21 protein-coding genes are annotated in these 21282 nt (G+C 74.5%); 7 read left to right on the top strand and 14 right to left on the bottom strand.

All coding sequences use genetic code 11. The features are described 5' to 3' along the window. Positions 1-46: 46 nt before the first annotated feature. Both ACIP9H_RS03045 and ACIP9H_RS03040 read right to left on the bottom strand, forming a co-directional pair. Positions 47-1558, bottom strand: a complete 1512-nt coding sequence (locus ACIP9H_RS03045) for an SDR family oxidoreductase (protein WP_401582549.1) — start codon at positions 1556-1558, stop codon at positions 47-49. Further along, complete coding sequence (locus ACIP9H_RS03040; RefSeq protein WP_401582547.1) at positions 1555-2271, bottom strand: alpha/beta hydrolase; 717 nt, start codon at positions 2269-2271, stop codon at positions 1555-1557. Before ACIP9H_RS03040 ends, ACIP9H_RS03045 begins: the two co-directional genes overlap by 4 nt. 176 nt (positions 2272-2447) lie before the next feature. Here ACIP9H_RS03040 and ACIP9H_RS03035 point away from each other — a divergent pair, with 176 nt between their 5' ends. Genes ACIP9H_RS03035 through ACIP9H_RS03015 form a run of 5 tightly spaced genes read left to right on the top strand, consistent with a single transcriptional unit; the run spans position 2448 to position 7822 of the window. Beyond that, entirely contained in the window at positions 2448-3719 is a 1272-nt protein-coding gene (locus ACIP9H_RS03035; RefSeq protein ID WP_401582545.1) for an NAD(P)/FAD-dependent oxidoreductase, read from the top strand. Further along, a complete protein-coding gene (locus tag ACIP9H_RS03030) occupies positions 3713-4462 on the top strand; it encodes a DUF1365 domain-containing protein (protein ID WP_401582543.1) in 750 nt (249 codons plus the stop codon). Before ACIP9H_RS03035 ends, ACIP9H_RS03030 begins: the two co-directional genes overlap by 7 nt. Further along, positions 4348-5736 carry a class I SAM-dependent methyltransferase gene (locus ACIP9H_RS03025; protein WP_401582542.1) on the top strand — a complete coding sequence of 463 codons (1389 nt, stop codon included), beginning with the start codon at positions 4348-4350 and terminating at the stop codon, positions 5734-5736. The genes ACIP9H_RS03030 and ACIP9H_RS03025 overlap by 115 nt, the downstream gene beginning before the upstream one ends. Continuing rightward, on the top strand, positions 5733-7019 hold the full coding sequence (locus ACIP9H_RS03020; protein ID WP_401582540.1) for a class I SAM-dependent methyltransferase: 1287 nt from the start codon (positions 5733-5735) through the stop codon (positions 7017-7019). The genes ACIP9H_RS03025 and ACIP9H_RS03020 overlap by 4 nt, the downstream gene beginning before the upstream one ends. Beyond that, complete coding sequence (locus ACIP9H_RS03015; RefSeq protein ID WP_401582538.1) at positions 7013-7822, top strand: DUF1295 domain-containing protein; 810 nt, start codon at positions 7013-7015, stop codon at positions 7820-7822. The genes ACIP9H_RS03020 and ACIP9H_RS03015 overlap by 7 nt, the downstream gene beginning before the upstream one ends. On the opposite strand, the gene ACIP9H_RS03010 is transcribed toward ACIP9H_RS03015, so the two are convergent. From ACIP9H_RS03010 to ACIP9H_RS03000, 3 genes are all read right to left on the bottom strand, one after another. Continuing rightward, the gene (locus ACIP9H_RS03010; protein ID WP_401582536.1) at positions 7735-9093 is read right to left on the bottom strand and encodes a cryptochrome/photolyase family protein; all 1359 of its coding nucleotides are present in this window, start codon (positions 9091-9093) and stop codon (positions 7735-7737) included. The two genes, ACIP9H_RS03015 and ACIP9H_RS03010, sit on opposite strands and share 88 nt — an antisense overlap. 95 nt (positions 9094-9188) lie before the next feature. Beyond that, entirely contained in the window at positions 9189-9968 is a 780-nt protein-coding gene (locus ACIP9H_RS03005; RefSeq protein ID WP_401582535.1) for an anti-sigma factor domain-containing protein, read from the bottom strand. Beyond that, the gene (locus ACIP9H_RS03000) at positions 9965-10525 is read right to left on the bottom strand and encodes a sigma-70 family RNA polymerase sigma factor (protein WP_360906609.1); all 561 of its coding nucleotides are present in this window, start codon (positions 10523-10525) and stop codon (positions 9965-9967) included. Before ACIP9H_RS03000 ends, ACIP9H_RS03005 begins: the two co-directional genes overlap by 4 nt. Before the next feature lie 172 nt (positions 10526-10697). Between ACIP9H_RS03000 and ACIP9H_RS02995 the strand changes: the two genes are divergently transcribed. Further along, entirely contained in the window at positions 10698-11594 is an 897-nt protein-coding gene (locus ACIP9H_RS02995; protein ID WP_401582533.1) for an NAD(P)-dependent oxidoreductase, read from the top strand. A gap of 608 nt (positions 11595-12202) precedes the next feature. Here ACIP9H_RS02995 and ACIP9H_RS02990 read toward each other — a convergent pair. From ACIP9H_RS02990 to ACIP9H_RS02980, 3 genes are all read right to left on the bottom strand, one after another. Continuing rightward, positions 12203-12964, bottom strand: coding sequence for a hypothetical protein (locus ACIP9H_RS02990; protein ID WP_401582532.1), 762 nt, complete (start codon positions 12962-12964; stop codon positions 12203-12205). Between the two features lie 3 nt (positions 12965-12967). Continuing rightward, positions 12968-13669, bottom strand: coding sequence for a hypothetical protein (locus tag ACIP9H_RS02985; RefSeq protein ID WP_401582531.1), 702 nt, complete (start codon positions 13667-13669; stop codon positions 12968-12970). A 72-nt stretch (positions 13670-13741) separates the two neighbouring features. Beyond that, the gene (locus ACIP9H_RS02980; RefSeq protein ID WP_401582530.1) at positions 13742-14344 is read right to left on the bottom strand and encodes a TetR/AcrR family transcriptional regulator; all 603 of its coding nucleotides are present in this window, start codon (positions 14342-14344) and stop codon (positions 13742-13744) included. 62 nt (positions 14345-14406) lie between these two features. Between ACIP9H_RS02980 and ACIP9H_RS02975 the strand changes: the two genes are divergently transcribed. After that, positions 14407-15375: a beta-ketoacyl-ACP synthase III gene (locus ACIP9H_RS02975; RefSeq protein WP_401957166.1), complete on the top strand. Its 969-nt coding sequence runs from the start codon at positions 14407-14409 to the stop codon at positions 15373-15375. 87 nt (positions 15376-15462) lie between these two features. Here ACIP9H_RS02975 and fabF read toward each other — a convergent pair whose 3' ends face one another. The 6 genes from fabF to ACIP9H_RS02945 all read right to left on the bottom strand — a co-directional run bounded on the left by fabF (position 15463) and on the right by ACIP9H_RS02945 (position 21276). After that, a complete protein-coding gene (gene fabF / locus ACIP9H_RS02970; protein WP_401957163.1) occupies positions 15463-16725 on the bottom strand; it encodes a beta-ketoacyl-ACP synthase II in 1263 nt (420 codons plus the stop codon). Between the two features lie 63 nt (positions 16726-16788). After that, positions 16789-17037, bottom strand: a complete 249-nt coding sequence (locus tag ACIP9H_RS02965; protein ID WP_319662619.1) for an acyl carrier protein — start codon at positions 17035-17037, stop codon at positions 16789-16791. Between the two features lie 75 nt (positions 17038-17112). Further along, positions 17113-18147: a ketoacyl-ACP synthase III gene (locus tag ACIP9H_RS02960; RefSeq protein WP_401957160.1), complete on the bottom strand. Its 1035-nt coding sequence runs from the start codon at positions 18145-18147 to the stop codon at positions 17113-17115. Positions 18148-18161: 14 nt separating this feature from the next. Further along, the gene (locus ACIP9H_RS02955) at positions 18162-19085 is read right to left on the bottom strand and encodes an ACP S-malonyltransferase (RefSeq protein ID WP_401582525.1); all 924 of its coding nucleotides are present in this window, start codon (positions 19083-19085) and stop codon (positions 18162-18164) included. A 101-nt stretch (positions 19086-19186) separates the two neighbouring features. Further along, the gene (locus tag ACIP9H_RS02950; protein WP_360906590.1) at positions 19187-20386 is read right to left on the bottom strand and encodes a helix-turn-helix domain-containing protein; all 1200 of its coding nucleotides are present in this window, start codon (positions 20384-20386) and stop codon (positions 19187-19189) included. A 65-nt stretch (positions 20387-20451) separates the two neighbouring features. After that, positions 20452-21276: an ABC transporter permease gene (locus ACIP9H_RS02945; RefSeq protein ID WP_401582523.1), complete on the bottom strand. Its 825-nt coding sequence runs from the start codon at positions 21274-21276 to the stop codon at positions 20452-20454. Positions 21277-21282: the final 6 nt, after the last annotated feature.

Below are 21282 nucleotides of genomic sequence, written 5' to 3'. Positions count from 1 at the left end.
TCGGCGTCCGCCTCTTGGCGGCGGGGGACGACGAACCGGCCCCGCGTCACCGTGCAGCCGCCGGCGGCGGAGCCGCGGCCTGCTTAGCCGCCGAGGCGATGTTGCGGGCCATGCCGCCGAAGACGACGGAGTGGAACGGCGACACGCTCCACCAGTACGCGTGGCCGGCCAGCCCCCGCGGGTGGAACAGCGCCCGCTGCCGGTAGACCGTGCGCCCCCGGTCGTCCTGCCCGGCCGACAGCTCCAGCCAGGCCAGTCCCGGCAGCCGCATCTCCGCCCGCAGCCGCAGCAGCCGCCCGGGTTCGATCTCCTCGACCCGCCAGAAGTCCAGCGAGTCGCCCGTCCGCAGCCGCGCCGCGTCCCGACGCCCCCGGCGCAGCCCCACCCCGCCGACGAAGCGGTCGAGCCAGCCGCGGACCGCCCACGCCAGCGGGCAGGAGTACCAGCCGTTCTCGCCGCCGATGCCCTCGATCACCCGCCACAGGGCTTCCGGCGAGGCGTCGACCACCCGGGCCCTGCGGTCGCTGTAGAGGCTGCCGCCCGCCCAGTCGGGGTCGGTGGGCAGCGGGTCGCTGGGCGCACCGGGCACCGAGGCCGAGGACCAGCGGGTGACCACATTGGCGTCCCGGATGCGCTGGAGGGCGAGCTCCAGCGCCCCTTCGACGCCGATCATGCCCTCCGGCGGATCGGGCACCCACCGGGCGATGTCGTGGTCGTGGCAGACCACCTCGTGCCGCAGCGACTCGGTCAGCGGACGCGCCAGGCCCGCGGGCACCGGGGTCACCAGCCCCACCCAGTGGCTGGACAGCCGGGGCGTGAGCACCGGCACCGGCACGATCAGCCGCGGCGGCAGCCCGGCCACCTCGGCGTACTTCAGCATCATCGCCCGGTACGTGAGCACGTCCGGCCCGCCCACGTCGAAGGCGCGGTTCACCTCGGGCGGCAGCGCCGCGCAGCCGACGAGCAGGCGCAGCACGTCCCGTACGGCGATCGGCTGGATGCGGGTGTTGACCCAGCGCGGGGTCACCATCACCGGCAGCCGCTCGGTCAGATAGCGCAGCATCTCGAACGAGGCCGAGCCCGAGCCGATGATGACCGCCGCCCGCAGCACGGCCGTCGGCACCCCCGAGGCCAGCAGCACCCGGCCCACCTCGGCGCGCGAGCGCAGGTGCGGCGACAGCTCCCGCTCGGGCACCCCGTCCGGGGTGAGCCCGCCCAGGTACACGATCCGGCGCACACCGGCGGCCTTCGCCGCGCGGCCGAAGGTCTCGGCGGCACGGCGGTCGGTCTCCTCGAAGTGCCGGCCGCTGCCGAGCGCGTGCACGAGGTAGTACGCGACGTCCACGCCCTCCATCGCCGCGAGCACCGACTGCTCGTCGGTCACGTCGCCCCGCACCACCTCGGCGCGGGGCGCCCAGGGGTGGTCGCGCAGCTTTCCCGGGGTGCGGACGAAGCAGCGCACCTGGTGGCCGGCGTCGAGCAGTTCGGGCACCAGGCGGCCGCCGATGTAGCCGCTGGCCCCGGTCACCAGGCAGGTGAGGGCGGTCTTCGCAGTCATCCGGGTCGTTCCTTTCCGGCGGCCGGGGCCGCCAGGGCGCTCGCCACGTCCGGCGGCAGCGGGGCGAGCCGCAGCAGCCCCGCCACCACGCGGGCGGTGGTCGCGTGCCAGGTACCGGCGTCCCGCAGCATCGCGTGGTCGCCGCCCGGCACCGTCAGGTGGCAGGCCAGGGCGCCCGCCGCGCGCGCCCGGTCGGCCAGGGCCAGCGACGCGGCCGGATCGGTGACCCGGTCCCGGTCGCCGTGGAGCAGCACCAGGCGTCGCCCGGCCAGCTGCTCCACCGGTTCGCCCGCCGGGCACCAGGGGGCCAGCCCCACGACCCCGCCCACCAGCGGATGCCCGGCCACCCGCAGTGCGGCCCGGCCGCCCATCGAGTGGCCGACCAGTACGACGCGCACCGCCCCCGCGCGCCCCCGCAGGGCCTCCAGCGTCCGCCACGCGTCGTGCGCGGCGTCCTGCCGGTCGCCGTTCCAGCCGCGGTGCCGGTAGCGGACCCCGGCGAGCGCCACCGGGTGCCCGGCCGTGGCCCGGCCGATGGCCCGGACGAACGGCCGCATCCGGGCCCCGGGGAGGTTCCACCGCGTGGGCGGCTCCAGGCCCTCGGCGCGGCCCCCGTGCAGCAGCAGGACGGCGGCCGACGGGCGCTCCGGGAAGGCGTACGGAACCAGCGTCGCGGCGCCGTCGCCACCCGCCGCGTCGTCACCGTACGTCATCGGATCGCCTCTCCTCGCACTCTCCGTCATTGTCCGCCGCTCCCTCCGCCGCCGCCCGTCCTGATACCTGCCCGGGATTCGGAACCGCGCCCCCACCGGATTGCCCGATCGGCCAATCCGGTGGCCGCAGGCCTACGAATCACCATCAGGGAGAGACGGGGCACGAAGGGAGCGGCATGAACGGCACAGGGCGCCGGATCGCGGTCGTGGGGAGCGGGGTGGCCGGCCTGACCGCCGCGTACGCACTGCAACGGCACGGCGACGTATCGCTGTTCGAAGCGGACGACCGGCTGGGCGGGCACGCCCACACCCACGACGTCCCCTCGTCCGACGGCCGGGTGGCGGCCGTCGACAGCGGCTTCATCGTGCACAACGAGCGCACCTACCCCACCCTGTTGCGGATCTTCGCCGAACTCGGCGTCCGCACACAGGAGTCGGAGATGAGCATGTCCGTGCGGTGCGAGGGCTGCGGCCTGGAGTACGCCGGGGCCCGCGGGCCCGCCGGGCTGTTCGCGCAGCCGCGCAACGGGCTGCGCCCGGAGTACCTGCGGATGCTGGCCGAGGTGCCGCGCTTCCACCGCAGGGCCCGGCGGCTGCTCGCCGGGGACGGCGGCGACGACACCACCACCCTGGGGGAGTTCCTGCGCGCGGGGGGCTTCTCGGCGTACTTCGTCGCGCACTTCACCACCCCCCTGGTGGCCTGCGTCTGGTCCTGCTCGCCGCGGACCGCCGCCGACTACCCGGCGGCGTACCTCTTCCGGTTCCTGGACCACCACGGGATGCTGTCGGTGTCCGGCTCGCCCACCTGGAAGACCGTCACCGGCGGCTCGCGCACCTACGTCGAGCGGATCGCGAAGCGGCTGACGGCCCTGCGCACCGCCACCCCCGTACGCGCCCTGCGCCGGCACGCCGACGGCGCCGAGATCGTCACCGACGACGGCGAGAGCGAGGAGTACGACGCGGTGGTCGTCGCCACCCACGCCGACCAGGCGCTGCGCCTGCTGGCCGACGCCACGGCGGCGGAGCGCGCGGTGCTCGGCGCGATCCCGTACTCCCGCAACCCCACGCTGCTGCACACCGACACCTCGCTGCTGCCGCGCAGCACCGGGGCCCGCGGCTCGTGGAACTACCGGATGCCCTCCTGCGCCCCCTCGCCCGGCGGCGTACGGGTCACCTACGACATGAACCGCCTCCAGCGGCTGGACAGCCCCGAGCGCTTCCTGGTCACCCTCGGCGGTGAGGAACTGGTCGACCCCGGCCGGGTGCTGGCCCGCATGGTCTACGAACACCCCGTCTACACCCCGGAGTCGGTCGCCGCGCAGCGCCTGCTGCCCACCCTGAACACCCCCGTCACCGCCTTCGCCGGGGCCTACCACGGCTGGGGCTTCCACGAGGACGGCTGCCGCTCCGGCGCCGAGGCCGCCCGCGCGCTGGGGGCGCGATGGTGACCGCCGCGGCCCCGCCGGACGTGCCCGCCCTGTACGAGTGCGTGATCACCCACGTCCGTACGCGCCCGGTCCGCCACGCCTTCACCCACCGCACCTACCTGTGGCTGATCGACCCCGACCGGCCGCCCCGGCTCCCCGCGCCGCTGCGCCCCTTCGCCCGCTTCGACGCCCGGGACCACTTCGGCGGCCGGCAGCCCACCGTACGGGCCGCCCTGGAGACCTGGCTCGCCGCGCGCGGGGTGGACCTGCGGGGCGGCCCGGTGCGGATGCTCACCCACGCCCGGGTCCTCGGGTACGTCTTCAACCCGCTGACGCTGTACTGGTGCCACCTGCCGGACGGCGCCCTGGCCTGCGTCGTCGCCGAGGTCCACAACACCTACGGCGAGCGCCACGCCTACCTGCTGCGCACCGACGGGTCCGGCGCGGCGAGCGTGGCCAAGGACTTCCACGTCTCGCCGTTCTTCCCCGTCGACGGCGCCTACCGCATGCGGCTGCCGGAGCCGGACGCCGCGCTGCGCCTCACCGTCCACCTGGAGCGCGCCGGGACCCGGCCGTTCACCGCCACGGTGCGCGGCGAACGGCGGCCCGGCACCGCCCCGTTCCTGCTGCGCGCCGCGCTGCGCCACCCATGGTCCACCGCCGCCGTGTCGGCCGGCATCCGCCGCCACGGCATCCGACTGCTGCTGCGCGGACTGCCCGTGCTGCGGCGCCCCGTTCACCCGCCTCAGGAGGGTTTCGAGTGACCACGTCCGTCCCCGTCCCCGCACCCGCTCCCGCCTCCTCCGGCGGCGTGGACCCGCGCCGCTGGCCGGACGTCGCCGCACCACCGCGGTGCTCCCGCGCACGGGCCGCCGTCGCCGGCGCCGTCGTGCGCCGCGCCCTGTCCCGGCTGCCGCTGAACTGCCGCCTCGGGCCCGGCGGCCCGGTGCTCGGCACCGGTGGCCCCGTGGTCGAGATCGCCGACCCCGAGGCCTTCTTCCGCCGCGTGGGAGCCGGCGGACTGATCGGCTTCGGCGAGTCCTGGATGGCCGGCGAGTGGGACGCGCCCGACCTCGTCGCGGTGCTCACCGTGCTGGCCGCCAACGTCACCGCACTCGTCCCCCGGCCGATGCAGCGGCTGCGCGCCCTGTGGGCACGCCGGGAGCCCCGCGAGCGCCGCAACACCCTCGACGGCGCCAGGGACAACATCCACGCCCACTACGACCTGTCCAACGAGCTGTTCGCGCTCTTCCTGGACGAGACCCTCACCTACTCCTCGGCGGTCTTCGCCGGCCTGCCCGCCGGCCCGGAGGCGCTCGCGGACGCCCAGCGCCGGAAGATCGACCGCCTGCTGGACCTCGCGCGGGTCGGCGAGGGCACCCGGCTGCTGGAGATCGGCACCGGCTGGGGCGAACTCGCCGTGCGCGCCGCCCGGCGCGGCGCCCAGGTCGTCACCGTCACCCTCTCCGAGGAGCAGCGCCGGCTGGCCGCCGAGCGCATCGAGGAGGCCGGCCTGTCCGGCCGTGCCACGGTGCTGCTGCGCGACTACCGGCAGGTGACGGGCCGTTACGACGCCGTCGTCAGCGTCGAGATGATAGAGGCCGTCGGCGCCGAGTACTGGCCCGCCTACTTCACCGCCCTCGACCGGCTGCTCGCCCCCGGCGGCCGGATCGCGCTCCAGGCCATCACCATGGCCGACGACCGGATGCGGGCCACCCGGCACACCCATACCTGGATCCAGAAGTACATCTTCCCCGGCGGCCTGATCCCCTCCCCGGAGGCGATCGAGCGCACCCTCGCGGCGCACACGACGCTGCGCGTCGAGGAGAGCACGGGCTTCGCCGCGCACTACGCCGAGACGCTGCGGCTGTGGCGCGAACGCTTCACCGACCGGGCCGCCGAGGTCGCCGCCCTCGGCTTCGACGAGGTCTTCCGCCGGATGTGGACCCTCTACCTCGGCCACTCCGAGGCCGGCTTCCGCTCCGGCTACCTCGACGTGCGCCAACTGCTGCTCACCCGAGGGGAGACCGCCCGGTGAAGAGTGCCGCGGACACCCTCGTCCCCCTGCTGGAGCAGTTCACCGGCGGCCCGCTGCCGTTCCGGCTGCGGGCCTGGGACGGCAGCACCGCGGGGCCCCGCGATGCGCCGATGGTGGTGCTGCGCTCCCGGCGCGCGCTGCGCCGGCTGCTCTGGGAGCCCGGCGAACTCGGCCTGGCCGAGGCCTACATCACCGGCGAGCTCGACGTGCGCGGCGACCTCACCGAGAGCCTGCGCACGATCTGGGCCGCGGTGCGCGAGGGCCGCGTCACCCCGCCCCGGCTGACCGCCGCCGACCGCCTGCGGGCGGCCGGCGCTGCACTGCGGCTCGGCGCGGTCGGCCCCCGGCCGCCCGCCCCGCGCGGCCGGGCCCGGCTGAACGGGACCTTGCACAGCCGCGGCCGCGACCGCGCCGCCATCAGCCACCACTACGACCTGTCCAACGCGTTCTACGCCCTGCTCCTCGACCCCTCCATGGCGTACTCCTGCGCCTACTGGACCCGCGCCGACGACCCCTCGTACGGCCTCGCCGACGCCCAGCGCGACAAGCTGGAACTCATCTGCCGCAAGCTGGGACTGCGCCCCGGCATGCGGCTGCTCGACATCGGCTGCGGCTGGGGCGCGCTGTCGCTGTACGCCGCCGAGACCCACCGCGCCCAGGTGCACGCGGTCACCCTGTCCGCCGCGCAGCGCGACGCCGTCCAGGCCCGCATCCGCGAACGCGGCCTGGAGCAGTACGTCCGGGTCGAACTGCGCGACTACCGCGACCTGGAGGGCAGCGGCGGCTACGAGGCCGTCACCGCGATCGAGATGGGCGAGCACGTCGGCGACGCGCACTACCCCGCCTTCGCCGCCACCCTGCACCGCGTGCTGCGCCCGCACGGCCGGGCCCTGGTGCAGCAGATGTCCCGCGGCCGGGTCGCGCCGGGCGGTGGCGCGTTCATCGAGACGTACATCGCCCCCGACATGCACATGCGCCCCCTCGGCCGTACCGTCGCCCTGCTGGAGGACGCCGGGCTGGAGGTGCGCGCCGTGGAGTCGCTGCGCGAGCACTACGTGCGCACGATCCGCGCCTGGCTGGCCACACTGGAGGCGCGCTGGCCCGAGTTCACGGCTATGGCGGGGGAGGAGACCGCCCGCGTGTGGCGGCTGTACCTGGCCGGCGGCGCGCTGGCCTTCGCCGAACGGCGCATGGGCGTCGACCAGATCCTCGCCGTGCGGCCCACCGAGGACGGCGGCACCGGGCTGCCGGACACCCAGGACGGCTGGTACGGGCGATGGTGACCCTCGCGGCAGCGGGCGCGGCGCTCGCGGTGATGCTGGTGGCCTTCGCGGTCGGCCGGGCCCGCGGCATGCACCGGTACGTCGACATCGCCTGGGGCGCCGGCTTCGCGGCCGTCGGGGCGGTCGCGTACGCGATGTCGGCCGGGCACGGTGACCCGGCCCGGCGTGCGCTGGTGCTGGTGATGGTGGCGGTGTGGGGGCTGCGGCTGGCCGCCCACATCGCCTGGCGGGGCCGGGGGCACGGCGAGGACCCGCGCTACGAGGCCCTGCTGGACAAGGCGCGCGGCAACCGCACCCTGTACGCCCTGCGCATGGTCTACCTGCTCCAGGCCGCCCTGGTCTGGCTGGTCTCACTGCCGGTGCAGGCGGCCTCCTACCTCCCCGGCCCGCTCGGTCCCGCCGCCGCGGTCGGCGTCGCGCTGTGGGCCGTCGGCCTGCTCTTCGAGGCGGTCGGCGACCGTCAACTGGCGCGCTTCAAGGCCGATCCCGCGAACCGGGGCAAGATCATGGACCGCGGGCTGTGGAGCTGGACGCGGCACCCCAACTACTTCGGCGACTTCCTCGTCTGGTGGGGGCTGTTCGCGCTGACCTGCGACGCCTGGCAGGCGGCGGCGGCCACCGTGGTCTCCCCGCTGGTGATGAGCCTGCTGCTGATCCGCGGCAGCGGGAAGGCCCTGCTGGAGCGGCGGATGGCCGGCCGCCCCGGCTGGGACGACTACGCCTCCCGCACCGCGGGCTTCTTCCCCCGGCCGCCGCGGAAGCGGGCGGCGCCCTCGTCCAGGTCCACCAGCGGCGCCGGGTAGTCCAGCTCGCGGCGCCGCTCCTCGTCCAGCAGCCAGGGACGGTGGACAGCGCCGCCCGCCACACCGGCCAGCTCCGGCAGCCAGTGGCGGACGTACGCCCCGTCGGGGTCGAAACGGCGCGCCTGGGTCAGCGGGTTGAGGACGCGGTTGGGGCGGGTGTCGGTGCCGGTGCCCGCCACCCACTGCCAGTTGAGCTGGTTGTTGGCGATGTCGCCGTCCACCAGCAGGCTCAGGAAGTGCGCGGCGCCGACCCGCCAGTCCACGTACAGCGTCTTGGTCAGGAAGCTGCCGGCCAGCAGCCGCGCCCGGTTGTGCATCCACCCCTCGTGCCGCAGCTGCCGCATCGCCGCGTCCACGATCGGATAGCCGGTGCGGCCCTCCCGCCAGGCCTCGGCCTCCGGGCCGTCGCCCTGCCAGGAGTCGTGACGCGGGCGCAGGTCGCGGTGGGCGGCGTACGGGCGGGCGGCGAGCACCTGGTGGTGGAAGTCCCGCCAGGCCAGCTGGCGTACGAAGCCGCCGTGGGCGCCGGCGGCCAGTTCCGTCGCCGACAGGCAGCCGAAGTGCAGGTACGGCGAGAGCCGCGAGGTCCCGTCGCCCTCCAGGTCGTCGTGGCGCTCGTCGTACGTGTCCACGCCGCCGCCCGAGCGCCAGGCCCGCCAGAGCCGGCGGCCCTCGCTCTCGCCCCCGGCGGGCAGGCCCGGCGAGACCCCGCCCGGCGCGTCCGGCACCGCGAGCGACCGCGGGCCCTCCGGCACCCGGACCACCCGCGGCGCGCCCAGCACGTCCCGGACGTCCTCCTGCTCCCAGCGCCGGAAGTACGGCGTGAACACCTCGAACAGGTCCTTGCCCGCCGGGGTGAGGGCCCCGGGCGGCACCACGGTGAGCACGCCGTCATGGACCCGCAGCTCCCGCCGCGCCCCCTCCAGCGCCTCCCGCAGCCGCGTCTCCCGGCGGCCGGCGTAGCCGCTCACCCCGGCCGCGATGTGGACCTGCCGCGCACCGGTCTCCTCCGCGACCCGGCACACCTCCTCGACCACGTCCCCCGCGCGCAGCACCAGCCGGCCCCCGCGGTCCCGCAGCCGGGCGTCCAGGTCCGCCAGGCACTGCGCCAGGAACGCCGCGCGGTTCGGCACCGCGAAGCCGGCCGCCCCGACCCCGTCGTCCAGCACGAACAACGGTACGACCTCGTCGGCCGAGTTCAGTGCCGCACGCAGCACGGGATTGTCGTGCACCCGCAGATCCGCGGTGAACAAGCAGACGGCCACGGACACGCGTGCACCTCGTACCTTTGATTGCCTTGTCCCGCCCGAGCCTAGGCCGCCCGCGCGCCCGGCTCCCGCATTCGCCGGGCGCGTCACCCCGCCGGTCAGGCCTTCGCGAAGGACATGAGCGCGAGCGGCTGCGTGGTGGGGCGCGGGGAGCCGCCCGCCGGTTCGACGGTGATGCCCATGCCGGAGGCGCCGCCGACGGGGCCGTCGAGGAGCACGGCCTCGCTGCCGCCCGGGCCGGAGCGGGGGACCAGCCCGGCGGAGCGCATGGTGCCGCCCGCGTCGGAGAACCAGAGTTGGTAGACCCGGCCGCCGGACAGCTGGGGCAGGCCCTGGGCGAAGAACACCGCGCGGTCCTGGCTCCGGGACACCACGACCGTGCCGCTCGCGCCGCCGGAGAGCTTCCCGGTGGTGGCGGCGGCGTCCGGCGCGGCGAGGACCCGGGCGACGGACTCGGCGCCGGCCTGCGCCTGCCGGGCCTCCTGGCGGGCGTCGCCCAGTTGCTGCTGCTGCCGGACGGCGACGCCGCCGAGCGCGGCGGCGGCCACCAGGCAGGCGGCCAGGGCGAATCGGGTGACCAGCGGGGTCCGCGGGGCGCGGCGGACACGGCGGCGGTCCCGGACGGGGACCTCGGCCACCCGCGGCGGCTCCTGCCGGACGGTGGCGATCCGCCGCATCACCTCGTCCTTCATCCGCTGCGGCGCGGGTTCGGCCGCGGCGAGCCCGAGCCGGGCGGCGGTCGCGGTGAGCTCGCGCACCTCCAGGGCGCAGGGCTCGCAGTCCGCCAGGTGGCTCTCGAACTCGGCGCGCTCGTGCCGGTCCAGGGCGTCCAGGGCGTACGCCCCGGTGAGGGTGTGCAGCTCGGCGTTGGTGCTCATGCGGTCACCCCCAGGCAGTCGCGCAGCCGGATGAGGCCGTCCCTGAGCCGGGTCTTGACCGTCCCCAGGGGCAGCGACAGCAGTTCCGCCACCTCGCGGTAGGTCAGGCCCCGGTAGTACGCCAGCATCACCGACTGGTGCTGCAACTCGGTGAGGGTGCGCATGCAGCGCCTCACCTGCTCCCGTTCGAGCCGGGCCTCGACCTGCTCGGTCACCTCGTCGTACGCGGGCGTGCGGTCCAGCAGGGCCGCCTTGTGCTCGCGGTCGGCGGCGGCGCTCGCCGACCGGACGCGGTCGACCGCGCGGCGGTGGGCCAGGGTCATCACCCAGGTCATCGCACTGCCTTTCTCGGGGCGGAAGCGGGCCGCCGTGCGCCAGACCTCCACCAGGACCTCCTGGGCGACCTCCTCGGACTGCGCGGGGTCGCGCAGCACGCCGCGGACCAGCCCCAGCACGGGTCCGCTCACGGCGTCGTACAGCCCGGCGAAGGCCTCCTGGTCGCCGCGCGCGACCGCGAGCAGCAGTTCCGTGAGGTCCGGCCCCTGGCGCGCGGGCATGCCGATTCGCACCGGTTCCCTCTCCACATCTCCCGCTTTCGTCGTTGTGTCGGTCCGCTGTCGTGTGCTCGGTGCCCGGCCGCCGCGGTCCTGCCGTCGCCCCGTGCACAGTCTCCCGTCCGGCATTCGGCGCCGCGAGCGGTTCGGATTGGTCCGTCGTACGGTGGCTCCCATGTCCGACACCACCTCAGTAGCAGTCCTCGGCACCGGGATCATGGGTGCCGCGATGGCCCGCAACCTCGTCAGGGCCGGCCTCGACGTCCGCGTGTGGAACCGTACGAGCAGCAAGGCCGAACCGCTCGCGGAGGACGGCGTCCGTGTCGCCGCCACGCCCGCGGAGGCCGTGGAGGGCGCCGACGTCGTGCTGACCATCCTCCACGACGGCCCGGCCGCGCTGGAGACCATGCGGCAGGCGGCGCCCGGGCTGCGGCCCGGCGCGGTCTGGGCGCAGGCCACCACGGCCGGCGTCGAAGCGCTCGGCGCGTTCGCGGAGTTCGCCGCCGCACACGGCATCGTCTTCGTCGACTCGCCGGTCCTCGGCACCAGGCAGCCGGCCGAGGCCGGGGAGCTGCTGGTGCTCGCGGCGGGGCCGCAGGAGGTGCGGCAGGCCCTGGAGCCGGTCTACGGGGCCATCGGCAGGCGCACCCAGTGGGTGGGCGAGGACGCCGCGGAGGGCGCCGCCAGCCGGCTCAAGCTCGTGGTCAACAGCTGGGTGCTCACCGTCACCCACGGCACCGCGGAGGCCCTGGCGCTGGCCGAGGGACTCGGGGTGGACCCCCGCGCCTTCCTGGACGCGGTGGCCGGCGGCGGCCTCGACATGGGCTACCTGCGGGGGAAGGCCGATGCCATCCTGCGCGGCGACTTCGCGCCCAGCTTCGCGCTGCAGACCGCGGAGAAGGACGCGCGGCTGGTCGTGGCGGCCGGTGAGGCCGCCGGGGTCCGCCTCGACGTGGCCGCGGCCGGCGCGGAGCGCTTCCGGCGGGCGGCGGCCCAGGGCCACGGCGAGGAGGACATGGCGGCCACCTGGTTCGCGAGCTTCGGCGACGGCCGGGACGCGAAGCAGGCCTAGGCGGCCGGGCCGTCGTCCGCCCCCGGCTCCGCCGGAAGGTGCCTGCGGTCACGGCACTTGGCAGGCCTTCGGCCGGGGGGAGGGGTCGTATCCCGCGGGCTGCGGGGACGGCCGGGGCGCGAAGGGGGCTCCCCGGTTCCGCCGGAGGGTGCTCACAGGCGCGGCACTCGGCCGGCCTTCGGCCCGGGGGAGTGGTCGTATCCCGCGAGTTCCGGCGACGGCGGGGGCGCGAAGGGGGCTCCCCGGTTCCGCCGGAAGGTGGCCCCGGGCACGGCACTTCGCTGGCCTTCGGCCGGGGGGAGGGGTCGTATCCCGCGGGCTTCGGCGACGGCCGGGACGCGAAGCGGGCCCCCCGGCTCCGCAGGAAGGTGCCCTCAGGCACGGCACTTCCCCGGCCGTCGGCCGGGAGAGCCGCCGCATCGTCCGGGTGGTCCGGCCGCGCCGACCGCGGGACGGCTGTCCGCCGTGCGATGCACCGGGCCGGGCGGCACCCCCGGCGGTGGCCGGGGGTGCCGCGGGCCCTGCCCGTCGGCGGTGGGGGCACCCGGCGGTGGCCGGGCGGGCTCATCCGGCGGCATCGCCCGAACGGCCGCCCGGCCGCCCCGCGGCTATCCCACGTGCGGGAAGAGCGCGGCGAAGGACGCCGCCGCCTCGGCGGGGTCCCGTCCGTAGGGGGCGTTGAAGTCCCAGATCAGGAAGAGGAGGAAGGCGATCAGGGCGCTGTAGAGCCCGGCCAGGAGCAACTCCCGGCGGGAGCGCCGGATCTGCAGGGTGAAGATCAGTCCCACCGCGACCAGGCCGCCCACGATCAGCCCGAACCAGACCACGCCCGGCATGGTGGGCGAGGAGCTGTCGGCGCGCGCGTTGCGCGCGTCGTCGGCCGCGGCCACCTGGTCGACGACGGGCTGGTAGGCCTGGTTGGCCAGCGGGGTGCGCGGCTCGAACGCGGTCACGTCGCGGCGCACCACGCCCAGCAGTTCGCTGCCGCGCTGGGTGTTGTCGCCGTTCTTGACCATGTACGGGATCTCTTTGTCCACGACGTACGACACGTAGGTGTCGATGTCCTCGCGCACCCGGTCGCGGACGGCGGCCGGGTACACCTGGACCCGCTCCTGGACCTCGTGCAGCGCCTGGGCCTCACGGCGCGCGGCGTCCTCGGCGGCGCCGCGCCCCTCCCAGACGCCGGCGATGGCCAGTCCCAGGACGATCGCGTAGACCACGCCGATCATCATCGTCATGTACTCGATGACGTCCGGGGTCTCGCTGGGGTCGTCGTCCTCGCTCAGCCGGCGGTTGTTGATCGCCACGATGCTCAGCACGACCACGCAGCTCGCGGCCATTCCGATGGCCAGGACAATCCAGTCCGACATGCGTCACCTCCGGGAACGAGCTTGGGAACGGGGTTTGAGCGCGGCGGCCGACAGCACCGCGGGAGCGGTGATCAGCAGCATCAGATGGACGAGGCTCGGCCCCTCGGGCGGTGGGAGCGCGGTCACCTTGTGGTAGGCGACCGGCGGCAGTTCGACCCGGCGGCTGGGTGTCGGCGTCGGGGTCGGTGTCGGGGTGGGCGTGGGTGTCGGCGTCGGTGTGGGGGTGGGCGCCGGGGTCGGCGCGGGGGCGGGCCGCTGCCGTACGGGCGCGGGCGCGGGGGCGGGTTTCGGGCGTGGGGCCGGTCCGCACGGATGCCGCCAGGACACCGAGCCGCGGGCTCCCGAGGAGTCCGTGGAGGCGTCCACGGAGGCCTGGTAGCGGGGGCAGTGCTCGCGCCGTACGCGGGCCGACGAGCCGCCGGGGCCGGTCTGGGCCTCCACGGTGTCACCGCCGTGCCGGATGCGGACACGGGTCCGCGGCACCCCTCCCGCCCCGCCGTCCGGTTTCGTCTCCACGCGGACGGCGCCGCCGCCCGTCTCCACCCGTACGGTGCCGTCCGGCAGGAACCGCACGACCGGCGGTCCCGGGACGCCGGGGCGCTCGTCGGCACGGGCGGTTCCCGCTCCGCCCCCGGGACCCCCCGGACCCAGTACCACCAGCACGGCGGCCGCCGTGAGGCCGGCCCCCCTCAGCCATATGGTCATGTCCCAGATGTTGTGCGGCGGCAGGGCCGCCCATCCGGCAATCCGGGCCAATCCCCCCGAAGGGCTGATTCGTCAGCGCAGGACGCGGCGCAGCGCACGCCGGGCGCGGTCGGGGGCGCTCCGGTCGCCGAAGAGCTGGACGGCGTGATTGAGCGCGAAGTAGACGCCGTTGAGCTCGAACACGATCTGGTCGGGATCGGTGTCCGGGGGCAGTTCGCCCTGTTCGACGGCGGCCCGCAGATCCCGCACCAGGCGCCGCTTCCACACGGTGTACAGCCGTGCCACGGCGTCCCGCACCGGCCCCTCGCGCCCGTCGAACTCCACGGCGGAGGCGGTGAACAGGCAGCCGCCGGGGAAGGCCTCCCGCTCGCGGTCGAGGTAGGTCACCCAGGCCTCGCAGATGGCCGTCAGCCGGGCCAGGCCGGGCGGGTTGCCCGCGGCCGGCAGCCACACGGCGCGGGTGAAGATCTCCGACGCCCGGCGCAGCGCGGCGATCTGCAGCGCCTCCTTGGTGCCGAAGTGGCCCAGCAGCCCGGACTTGCTCATCCCGAGGTCGGTGGCGAGCCGGCCGATGGTCAGGCCCTCCAGGCCCTCCACGGAGGCGACCGCGACGCTGCGTTCGATGATCCGCTCGCGGGTGTGGCGGGCCTCGGTGGCGGACTTGCGTGGGCTCATGGGGCCATCGTAGCGAGCCGCCCCTCTTTAGAGTCCGATCGGTCGGTCGCTATAGTTCCGGCATGACCTCGACCCGTATCGTCGCCCTCGGCCACCACCAGCCCGAACGCGTCCTCACCAACGACGACTTGGCCGCCATGGTCGACACCAGCGACGCCTGGATCCGGCAGCGCACCGGCATCGCCACCCGCCGCATCGCCGCCGACGACGAATCGGTCGCCGACATGGCGACGGCCGCCGCCGGCAAGGCCCTGGCCTCCGCGGGCCTGGCGCCCGCCGACATCGACCTGGTCGTCGTGGCCACCTCCAGCGCCATCGACCGCTCCCCGAGCACCGCGGCCCAGGTCGCCGCCCGGCTCGGGGCGGCCGCGCCCGCGTCCTACGACCTCAACAACGCCTGCGCGGGCTTCACCACCGCGCTGGCCGCCGCCGACCACTCCGTGCGCGCCGGGGCCGCGCGGCACGCCCTCGTCATCGGCGCCGAGAAGATGTCCGACCTCACCGACTGGACCGACCGCAGCACCTGCGTGCTGCTCGGCGACGGTGCCGGGGCGGCCGTCCTCAGCGCGGTGCCGGACGGCGGCACGGAGGGCCCTGGCGGGCTCCAGGGCGTCGGCCCCGTGGTCTGGGGCTCCGACCCCACCCGGGCGGACGCCGTGCGGCTCACGGGCGCCTGGCAGCCGCGCTTCGCCCAGGACGGGCAGGCGGTCTTCCGCTGGGCCACCACGACCCTCGCCCCGATCGCGGAGGAGGCCTGCCGCCGCGCGGGCGTCGCCGTGGCCGACCTCGGCGGCATCGTGACGCACCAGGCCAACCTGCGCATCATCGAGTCGGTGGTCCGTCAGCTCGGCGCCACGGAAGCCGTCGTGGCCAAGGACGTCGTCGACTCCGGCAACACCTCCGCCGCCTCCGTCCCCCTGGCCTTCTCCAAGCTCGTCGAGCGCGGTGAACTGGCGCCGGGCGCCCCCGTGCTGCTGCTCGGTTTCGGCGGCGGGCTGTCCTGGGCCGGACAGGTCGTCAGCTGCCCCTGACCGGGCGCCCGCCCGCAACGCAGAGGGCCGGCCCACCGCGTGAGCAGTGGGCCGGCCCTCGGGGTCCGCGGCCGGTCGGCCCTGCTGTCAGACGGTGCGCAGGGCCAGGACGACGTTGTGGCCGCCGAAGCCGAAGGAGTTGTTGACGGCCACGATCCGACCGTCCGGCAGCTTGCGCGGCTCACCGGAGACCAGACCCGGGTCGATCTCGTCGTCGAGGTCGGTGAGGTTGATCGTCGGCGGGGCGGTGCGGTGGTACAGGGCCTGGACGGTCGCGACCGTCTCGATGCCGCCCGCGCCGCCCAGGAGGTGACCGGTCATCGACTTCGTGGCCGAGATGGCCACGTGGTCGAGGTGGTCGCCGAGGACCTTGCGCAGCGCCTTGATCTCCGCGACGTCACCCTGCGGGGTGGACGTGGCGTGCGCGTTGAGGTGGTGGATCTGCGCCGGGTCGATGCCCGTCGCGGTCAGCAGCTGCTCCAGCGCGGCGGCGATGCCGCGGCCGGTGGGCTCCGGCTGCGCGATGTGGTGGGCGTCGGCCGACAGGCCCTGGCCCAGCACCTCGGCGTAGACCTTGGCGCCGCGCTTGGCGGCGTGCTCGGCCGACTCCAGGATGACGACGCCGGCGCCCTCGCCGAGGACGAAGCCGTTGCGGGCCTTGTCGTACGGGCGGGAGGCGCCCTGCGGGTCCTCGTTGTTTTTGGACATCGCCATCATGTTGGCGAAGGCGGCGATCGGCAGCGGGTGGATGGCCGCCTCGGTGCCGCCGGCGACGACCACGTCGGCACGGCCGGAGCGGATCATCTCGTACGCGTAGCCGACGGCCTCCGCGCCCGAGGCGCAGGCGCTGACCGGGGTGTGCACACCGGCCCGGGCGTTGACCTCCAGGCCGACGTTGGCGGAGGGGCTGTTGGGCATCAGCATCGGCACGGTGTGCGGGGACACCTTGCGCGGGCCGGACGCCAGCAGGTTGTCGTACTGGTCGAGCAGGGTGGTGACGCCGCCGATGCCGGAGGCGATCACCGCGCCCAGGCGGTCGGGGTCGACCGAGCTGTCCTCGCCGGCCTTGGCGGTGAAGCCCGCGTCGGCCCATGCCTCACGGGTGGCGATCAGAGCGAACTGGGCAGAACGGTCGAGCTTGCGTGCGACCGGGCGGGGCAGAACCTCCAGCGGCTCCACGGCGATCTGCGCCGCGATGCGCACGGGCAGGTCGGCCGCCCAGTCCTGGGTCAGGGCGGTGACGCCGGAACGGCCGGCGAGCAGCCCCTCCCAGCTCGACGCGCTGTCCCCGCCCAGCGGAGTGGTTGCGCCGATACCGGTGACGACCACGGTGTGATTGGTCGGGCTCACAGGGATTGTCTCTCCACGTCTAGAAGGGCGGGCGACAGACACGTCGTCCGGGGCCGGCCTGGATCAGGCCTGAGCCTTGAGGATGTAGTCGACGGCGTCGCCGACGGTCTTGAGCTGCTTGACGTCGTCGTCCGGGATCTTGACCTCGAAGCGCTCCTCGGCGGCGACGACGACCTCGACCATGGACAGCGAGTCGACGTCCAGGTCGTCGGTGAAGGACTTGTCCAGCTGGACGTCCTCGGTGGGGATGCCGGCGATCTCGTTCACGATCTCGGCGAGACCCTCGACGATCTCTTCCTGGGTGGCGGCCATTGCGGCGCTCTCCTTCTTCGGTGCTGTTACTACGGGCTGCGGCGGGCGGGAGTGCGGCGCCGCGTGGGGTGTTGACTAGGGGAGGGTAACGACCGTGGCGGCGTACACGAGACCCGCCCCGAAACCGATGATCAGGGCCGTGTCGCCGCTCTTGGCCTGTCCGGTCGCCAGCAGGCGCTCCATCGCGAGCGGGATCGACGCGGCGGAGGTGTTGCCGGTGGTCTCGATGTCGCGGGCCACGGCGACGTGCTCGGGGAGCTTGAGCGCCTTGATCATCGAGTCGATGATCCGCATGTTGGCCTGGTGCGGAATGAAGACATCGAGGTCGTCCGCGGTGATCCCGGCGGCGTCCAGCGCCTCCTGGGCGACCTTGGCCATCTCGAAGACCGCCCACCGGAAGACCGTCTGGCCCTCCTGGGTGATGGCGGGGAACTTCACCTGTCCGTCGGCGTCCACCGGAGGCCCCGAGACATCACCCGCTCGGAAGCGGTCCCATGCGACGGTCTGGGTGATGGTGTTGGACTTGTCACCCTCAGAACCCCACACGGTCGGGCCGATCTCCGGCTCGTCGGCGGGGCCGATCACGACCGCGCCGGCGCCGTCGCCGAACAGGAAGGCGGTGGCCCGGTCGGACTTGTCGGTCAGGTCGCTCAGCCGCTCGACGCCGATCACCAGGACGTGCTTGGCACTGCCCTCGGTGACCATGCCCTTGGCGAGCGTCACGGCGTACGTGAAGCCCGCGCAGCCCGCGGAGATGTCGAAGGCGGCCGGCTTGACGGCGCCGATCCGGTGCGCGATCTCGGTCGCGACCGCCGGGGTCTGCTTGAAGTGGGAGACCGTCGCGACGATGACGCCGCCGATGTCCTCGGCCGAGATCCCCGCGTCCGCGATGGCCTTGCCCGCCGCGATCACGGACATCTCGGAGACCGTCTCGTCGGGGCCGGCCCAGTGCCGGGAGGCGATGCCGGAGCGGGAGCGGATCCACTCGTCGCTGGAGTCGATGTGCTCCAGGATGACCTCGTTGGGCACCACGCGGGTCGGCCGGTAGCCGCCGACACCCATGATCCGTGCGTACGGGGAGCCCTTGGCGGGCCTGATCTTCGCGGTCATGTCTGCGAGGACTCCTATTCCTGGGTGCCGTGCTCGGCGACGATCGCGCGGGCGGCCTCGAGGTCGTCGGGGGTCTTGAGGGCCAGGGTCGCGACGCCGGGCAGCGCGCGCTTGGCCAGGCCCACCAGAGTGCCACCCGGCACCAGCTCGATGATGGCGGTGACGCCGAGTTCCTTGAAGGTGTCCATGCACAGATCCCACCGCACGGGGTTGGAGACCTGCGACACCAGCCGCGCGACGATCTCGGCGCCGCCGGCGACGACCTTGCCGTCGGTGTTGGACACGTACGGCAGTACCGGGTCGGAGACCTCCAGCGTGCCCGCCAGCGCGTCCAGGGTGGCCACGGCCGGGGCCATGTGGTGGGTGTGGAAGGCACCCGCGACCTTCAGCGGGATGACCCGCGCCTTCTCCGGCTTGTCCGCGGTCAGCGCGGCCAGCTGTGCGGCCGTGCCGGCTGCGACGATCTGGCCGGCCCCGTTGATGTTCGCCGCGGTGAGCCCGAGGTTCTCCAGGTGCGCCACGACCGTGTCCGGGTCCCCGCCGAGCACCGCCGACATGCCGGTCTCGGTGACGGCGGCGGCCGCGGCCATCGCCGTGCTGCGGGTGCGGACGAACGCCATCGCCGCGTCGGCGCTCAGCACCCCGCCGATCGCCGCGGCGGTGATCTCACCGACGCTGTGGCCGGCCACCGTGTGCGGCGCGCCGGCGCCGGGCAGCAGCCGCTCCGCCGCGACCAGGCCGGCGGCGACCAGCAGCGGCTGGGCGACGGCCGTGTCGCGGATCTCCTCCGCTTCGGCCTTGGTGCCGTAGTGGGCGAGGTCGAGTCCGGCGGTCGCGGACAGTTCCGCGAGGCGGTCGGAGACGCCGGGCAGATCGAGCCATGGGGCGAGGAAGCCGGGGGCCTGGGCACCCTGGCCGGGAGCGACGAGTACGAGCACGCTTTCAACTCTCTCTTGAGCGAGGTCGTCCCCGCCCGTGGGGACAGGGACCAAGAACCGACGGGCGATTTGTTGGTGTCCCACAAATGCCCTGCGTACACCTACGGTGTCTGTCCGGAGTCGGAGAGCCGGCCCAGGATGAGTGCGATGCGAAGGGTGAATGCGGATCGTACATCCGAGGGGGACCAGCCGGTGACGTCCGTCACACGTCGGAGCCGGTACCGGACGGTGTTGGGGTGAACGAACAACATACGGGCCGCGCCTTCGAGCGACGAGGCCTGCTCGAGGTAGACCGAGAGCGTTTCCAGCAACGCCGAACCGGCTTCCTCCAGCGGTCTGTAGATCTCCTCCACCAGCTGATCGCGGGCGTAGCGGTCCCCCGCCATCGCCCGCTCCGGCAGCAGATCGTCCGCCTGCACGGGGCGCGGGGCGTCCGGCCAGGCGGCGCAGGCCCGCAGGCCGGCGGCCGCGGCCTGCGCGGAACGGGACGCCGACAGCAGGTCGCCGACGACCGGTCCGGCCACCACCGGGCCCGCCGCGAAGGGGCCGATCAGCGCCTTGGCGACGCGCAGCGGCTCGTCGTCGCCGCCCGCGACCACGATCAGCCGGTCGCCCAGCACACCGGTCAGCACCTGGAGCTTGGCGTGGCGCGCGGCCCGGCGGATCGCCTCCACGGTCAGTTCGCTGTCGCCGTTGGGTGCCGTGCCCAGCACGACCACGATCTTGTCCGGCGAGCTCCAGCCCAGCGCCGCCGCCCGGGACAGCACGCCCTCGTCGGCCTCCCCGGACAGCACCGCGTTGACCACCAGGGACTCCAGCCGGGCGTCCCAGGCGCCGCGCGCCTCGGCGGCCTGGGCGTACACCTGGGCCGTTGCGAAGGCGATCTCCCGCGCGTACACCAGCAGCGCCTCGCGCAGCACCGACTCGTCGCCGGGGGCGGCGACCTCGTCGATGGCCGCCTCCATCACCTCGATGGTGGTGCGCACCATCTCCACCGTCTGGCGCAACGAGATCGCCCGGGTCAGCTCCCGCGGCGCGGTGCCGAAGACGTCGGTGCTGATCGCCTGCGGCGTCTCCGGGTGCCGGAACCATTCGGTGAACGCCGCGATGCCCGCCTGCGCGACGAGCCCGATCCACGAGCGGTTCTCCGGCGGCATGGCCCGGTACCAGGGCAGCTGCGCGTCCATCCGAGCGATCGCTGCCGCCGCCAGGCGCCCCGCGGACTTCTCCAGCCGTCGCAGGGTGGCGATGTGGGAGTGGTCGCGGGCGGGGTCGAATGCGTTCTGCGCGGGTTCTGGCACGGTACAAGCCTGCCTTATCCGGGCGGAAGGATGGCACGGACCCCTCTTCTGCGCGCGTCCGCGCGTCAGATCCGGCCGCCTGCCGCGTGTCCGGCGGTGTCCGCGGACAGCCGCTGGGCGAGGTAGATCGGGACCACCGACAGCACGATCAGCACCGCGGCGACCACGTTGACCACGGGCGCCTGCTGGGGCCTGGCCATATTGCTGAAGATCCACACCGGCAGCGTCTGGATGCCGGGCCCGGCGGTGAAGGTGGTGACCACGATCTCGTCGAAGGAGAGCGCGAAGGCCAGCAGCCCGCCCGCCAGCAGCGCCGAGCGGATCAGCGGGAAGGTGATGTCGCGGAAGACCTGGAAGGTGTCGGCGCCCAGGTCCATGGCCGCCTCCTCGTACGAGCCGGAGGTGCGCCGCAGCCGGGCCAGGACGTTGTTGAAGACCACCACGACGCAGAAGGTGGCGTGGCCCACGACGACGGTGAACAGCCCGAGCCCCACGCCGAGCGGTTCCAGCACCGTGCGGAACGCCGTGTTCAGCGCGATGCCGGTGATGATGCCGGGCAGGGCGATCGGCAGGACCACCACGAAGGACAGCGCCTCACGGCCGAAGAACCGGTGGCGCTGGACGGCGAGCGCGACCAGGGTGCCCAGCACCAGCGACACCGCAGTCGCCCCGAGCCCGGCCTTCACCGAGGTCCACAGCGCCGCGCGGGCACCGTCGCTCTGCCAGGCGTCGCCCCACCAGCGCAGGGTGAGCCCGGAGGGCGGCCAGCCGAAGCCGCGGTCGGCGTTGAAGGAGTTCAGCAGGACCAGCAGCAGCGGTACGTAGATGACGGCGAAGCCGAGCGCGGCCGCGGCGCGCAGCGCGATCCGGGCGGGTCGGGACAGGTGCATGGCGTA

It is taken from the genome of Streptomyces sp. NPDC088732 (assembly GCF_044751205.1).
In the GTDB taxonomy this organism is placed as follows: Bacteria; Actinomycetota; Actinomycetes; order Streptomycetales; family Streptomycetaceae; genus Actinacidiphila.
The sequence above is the reverse complement of the archived record's forward strand: the minus strand, read 5'-3'. Positions and strand labels throughout refer to the sequence as shown.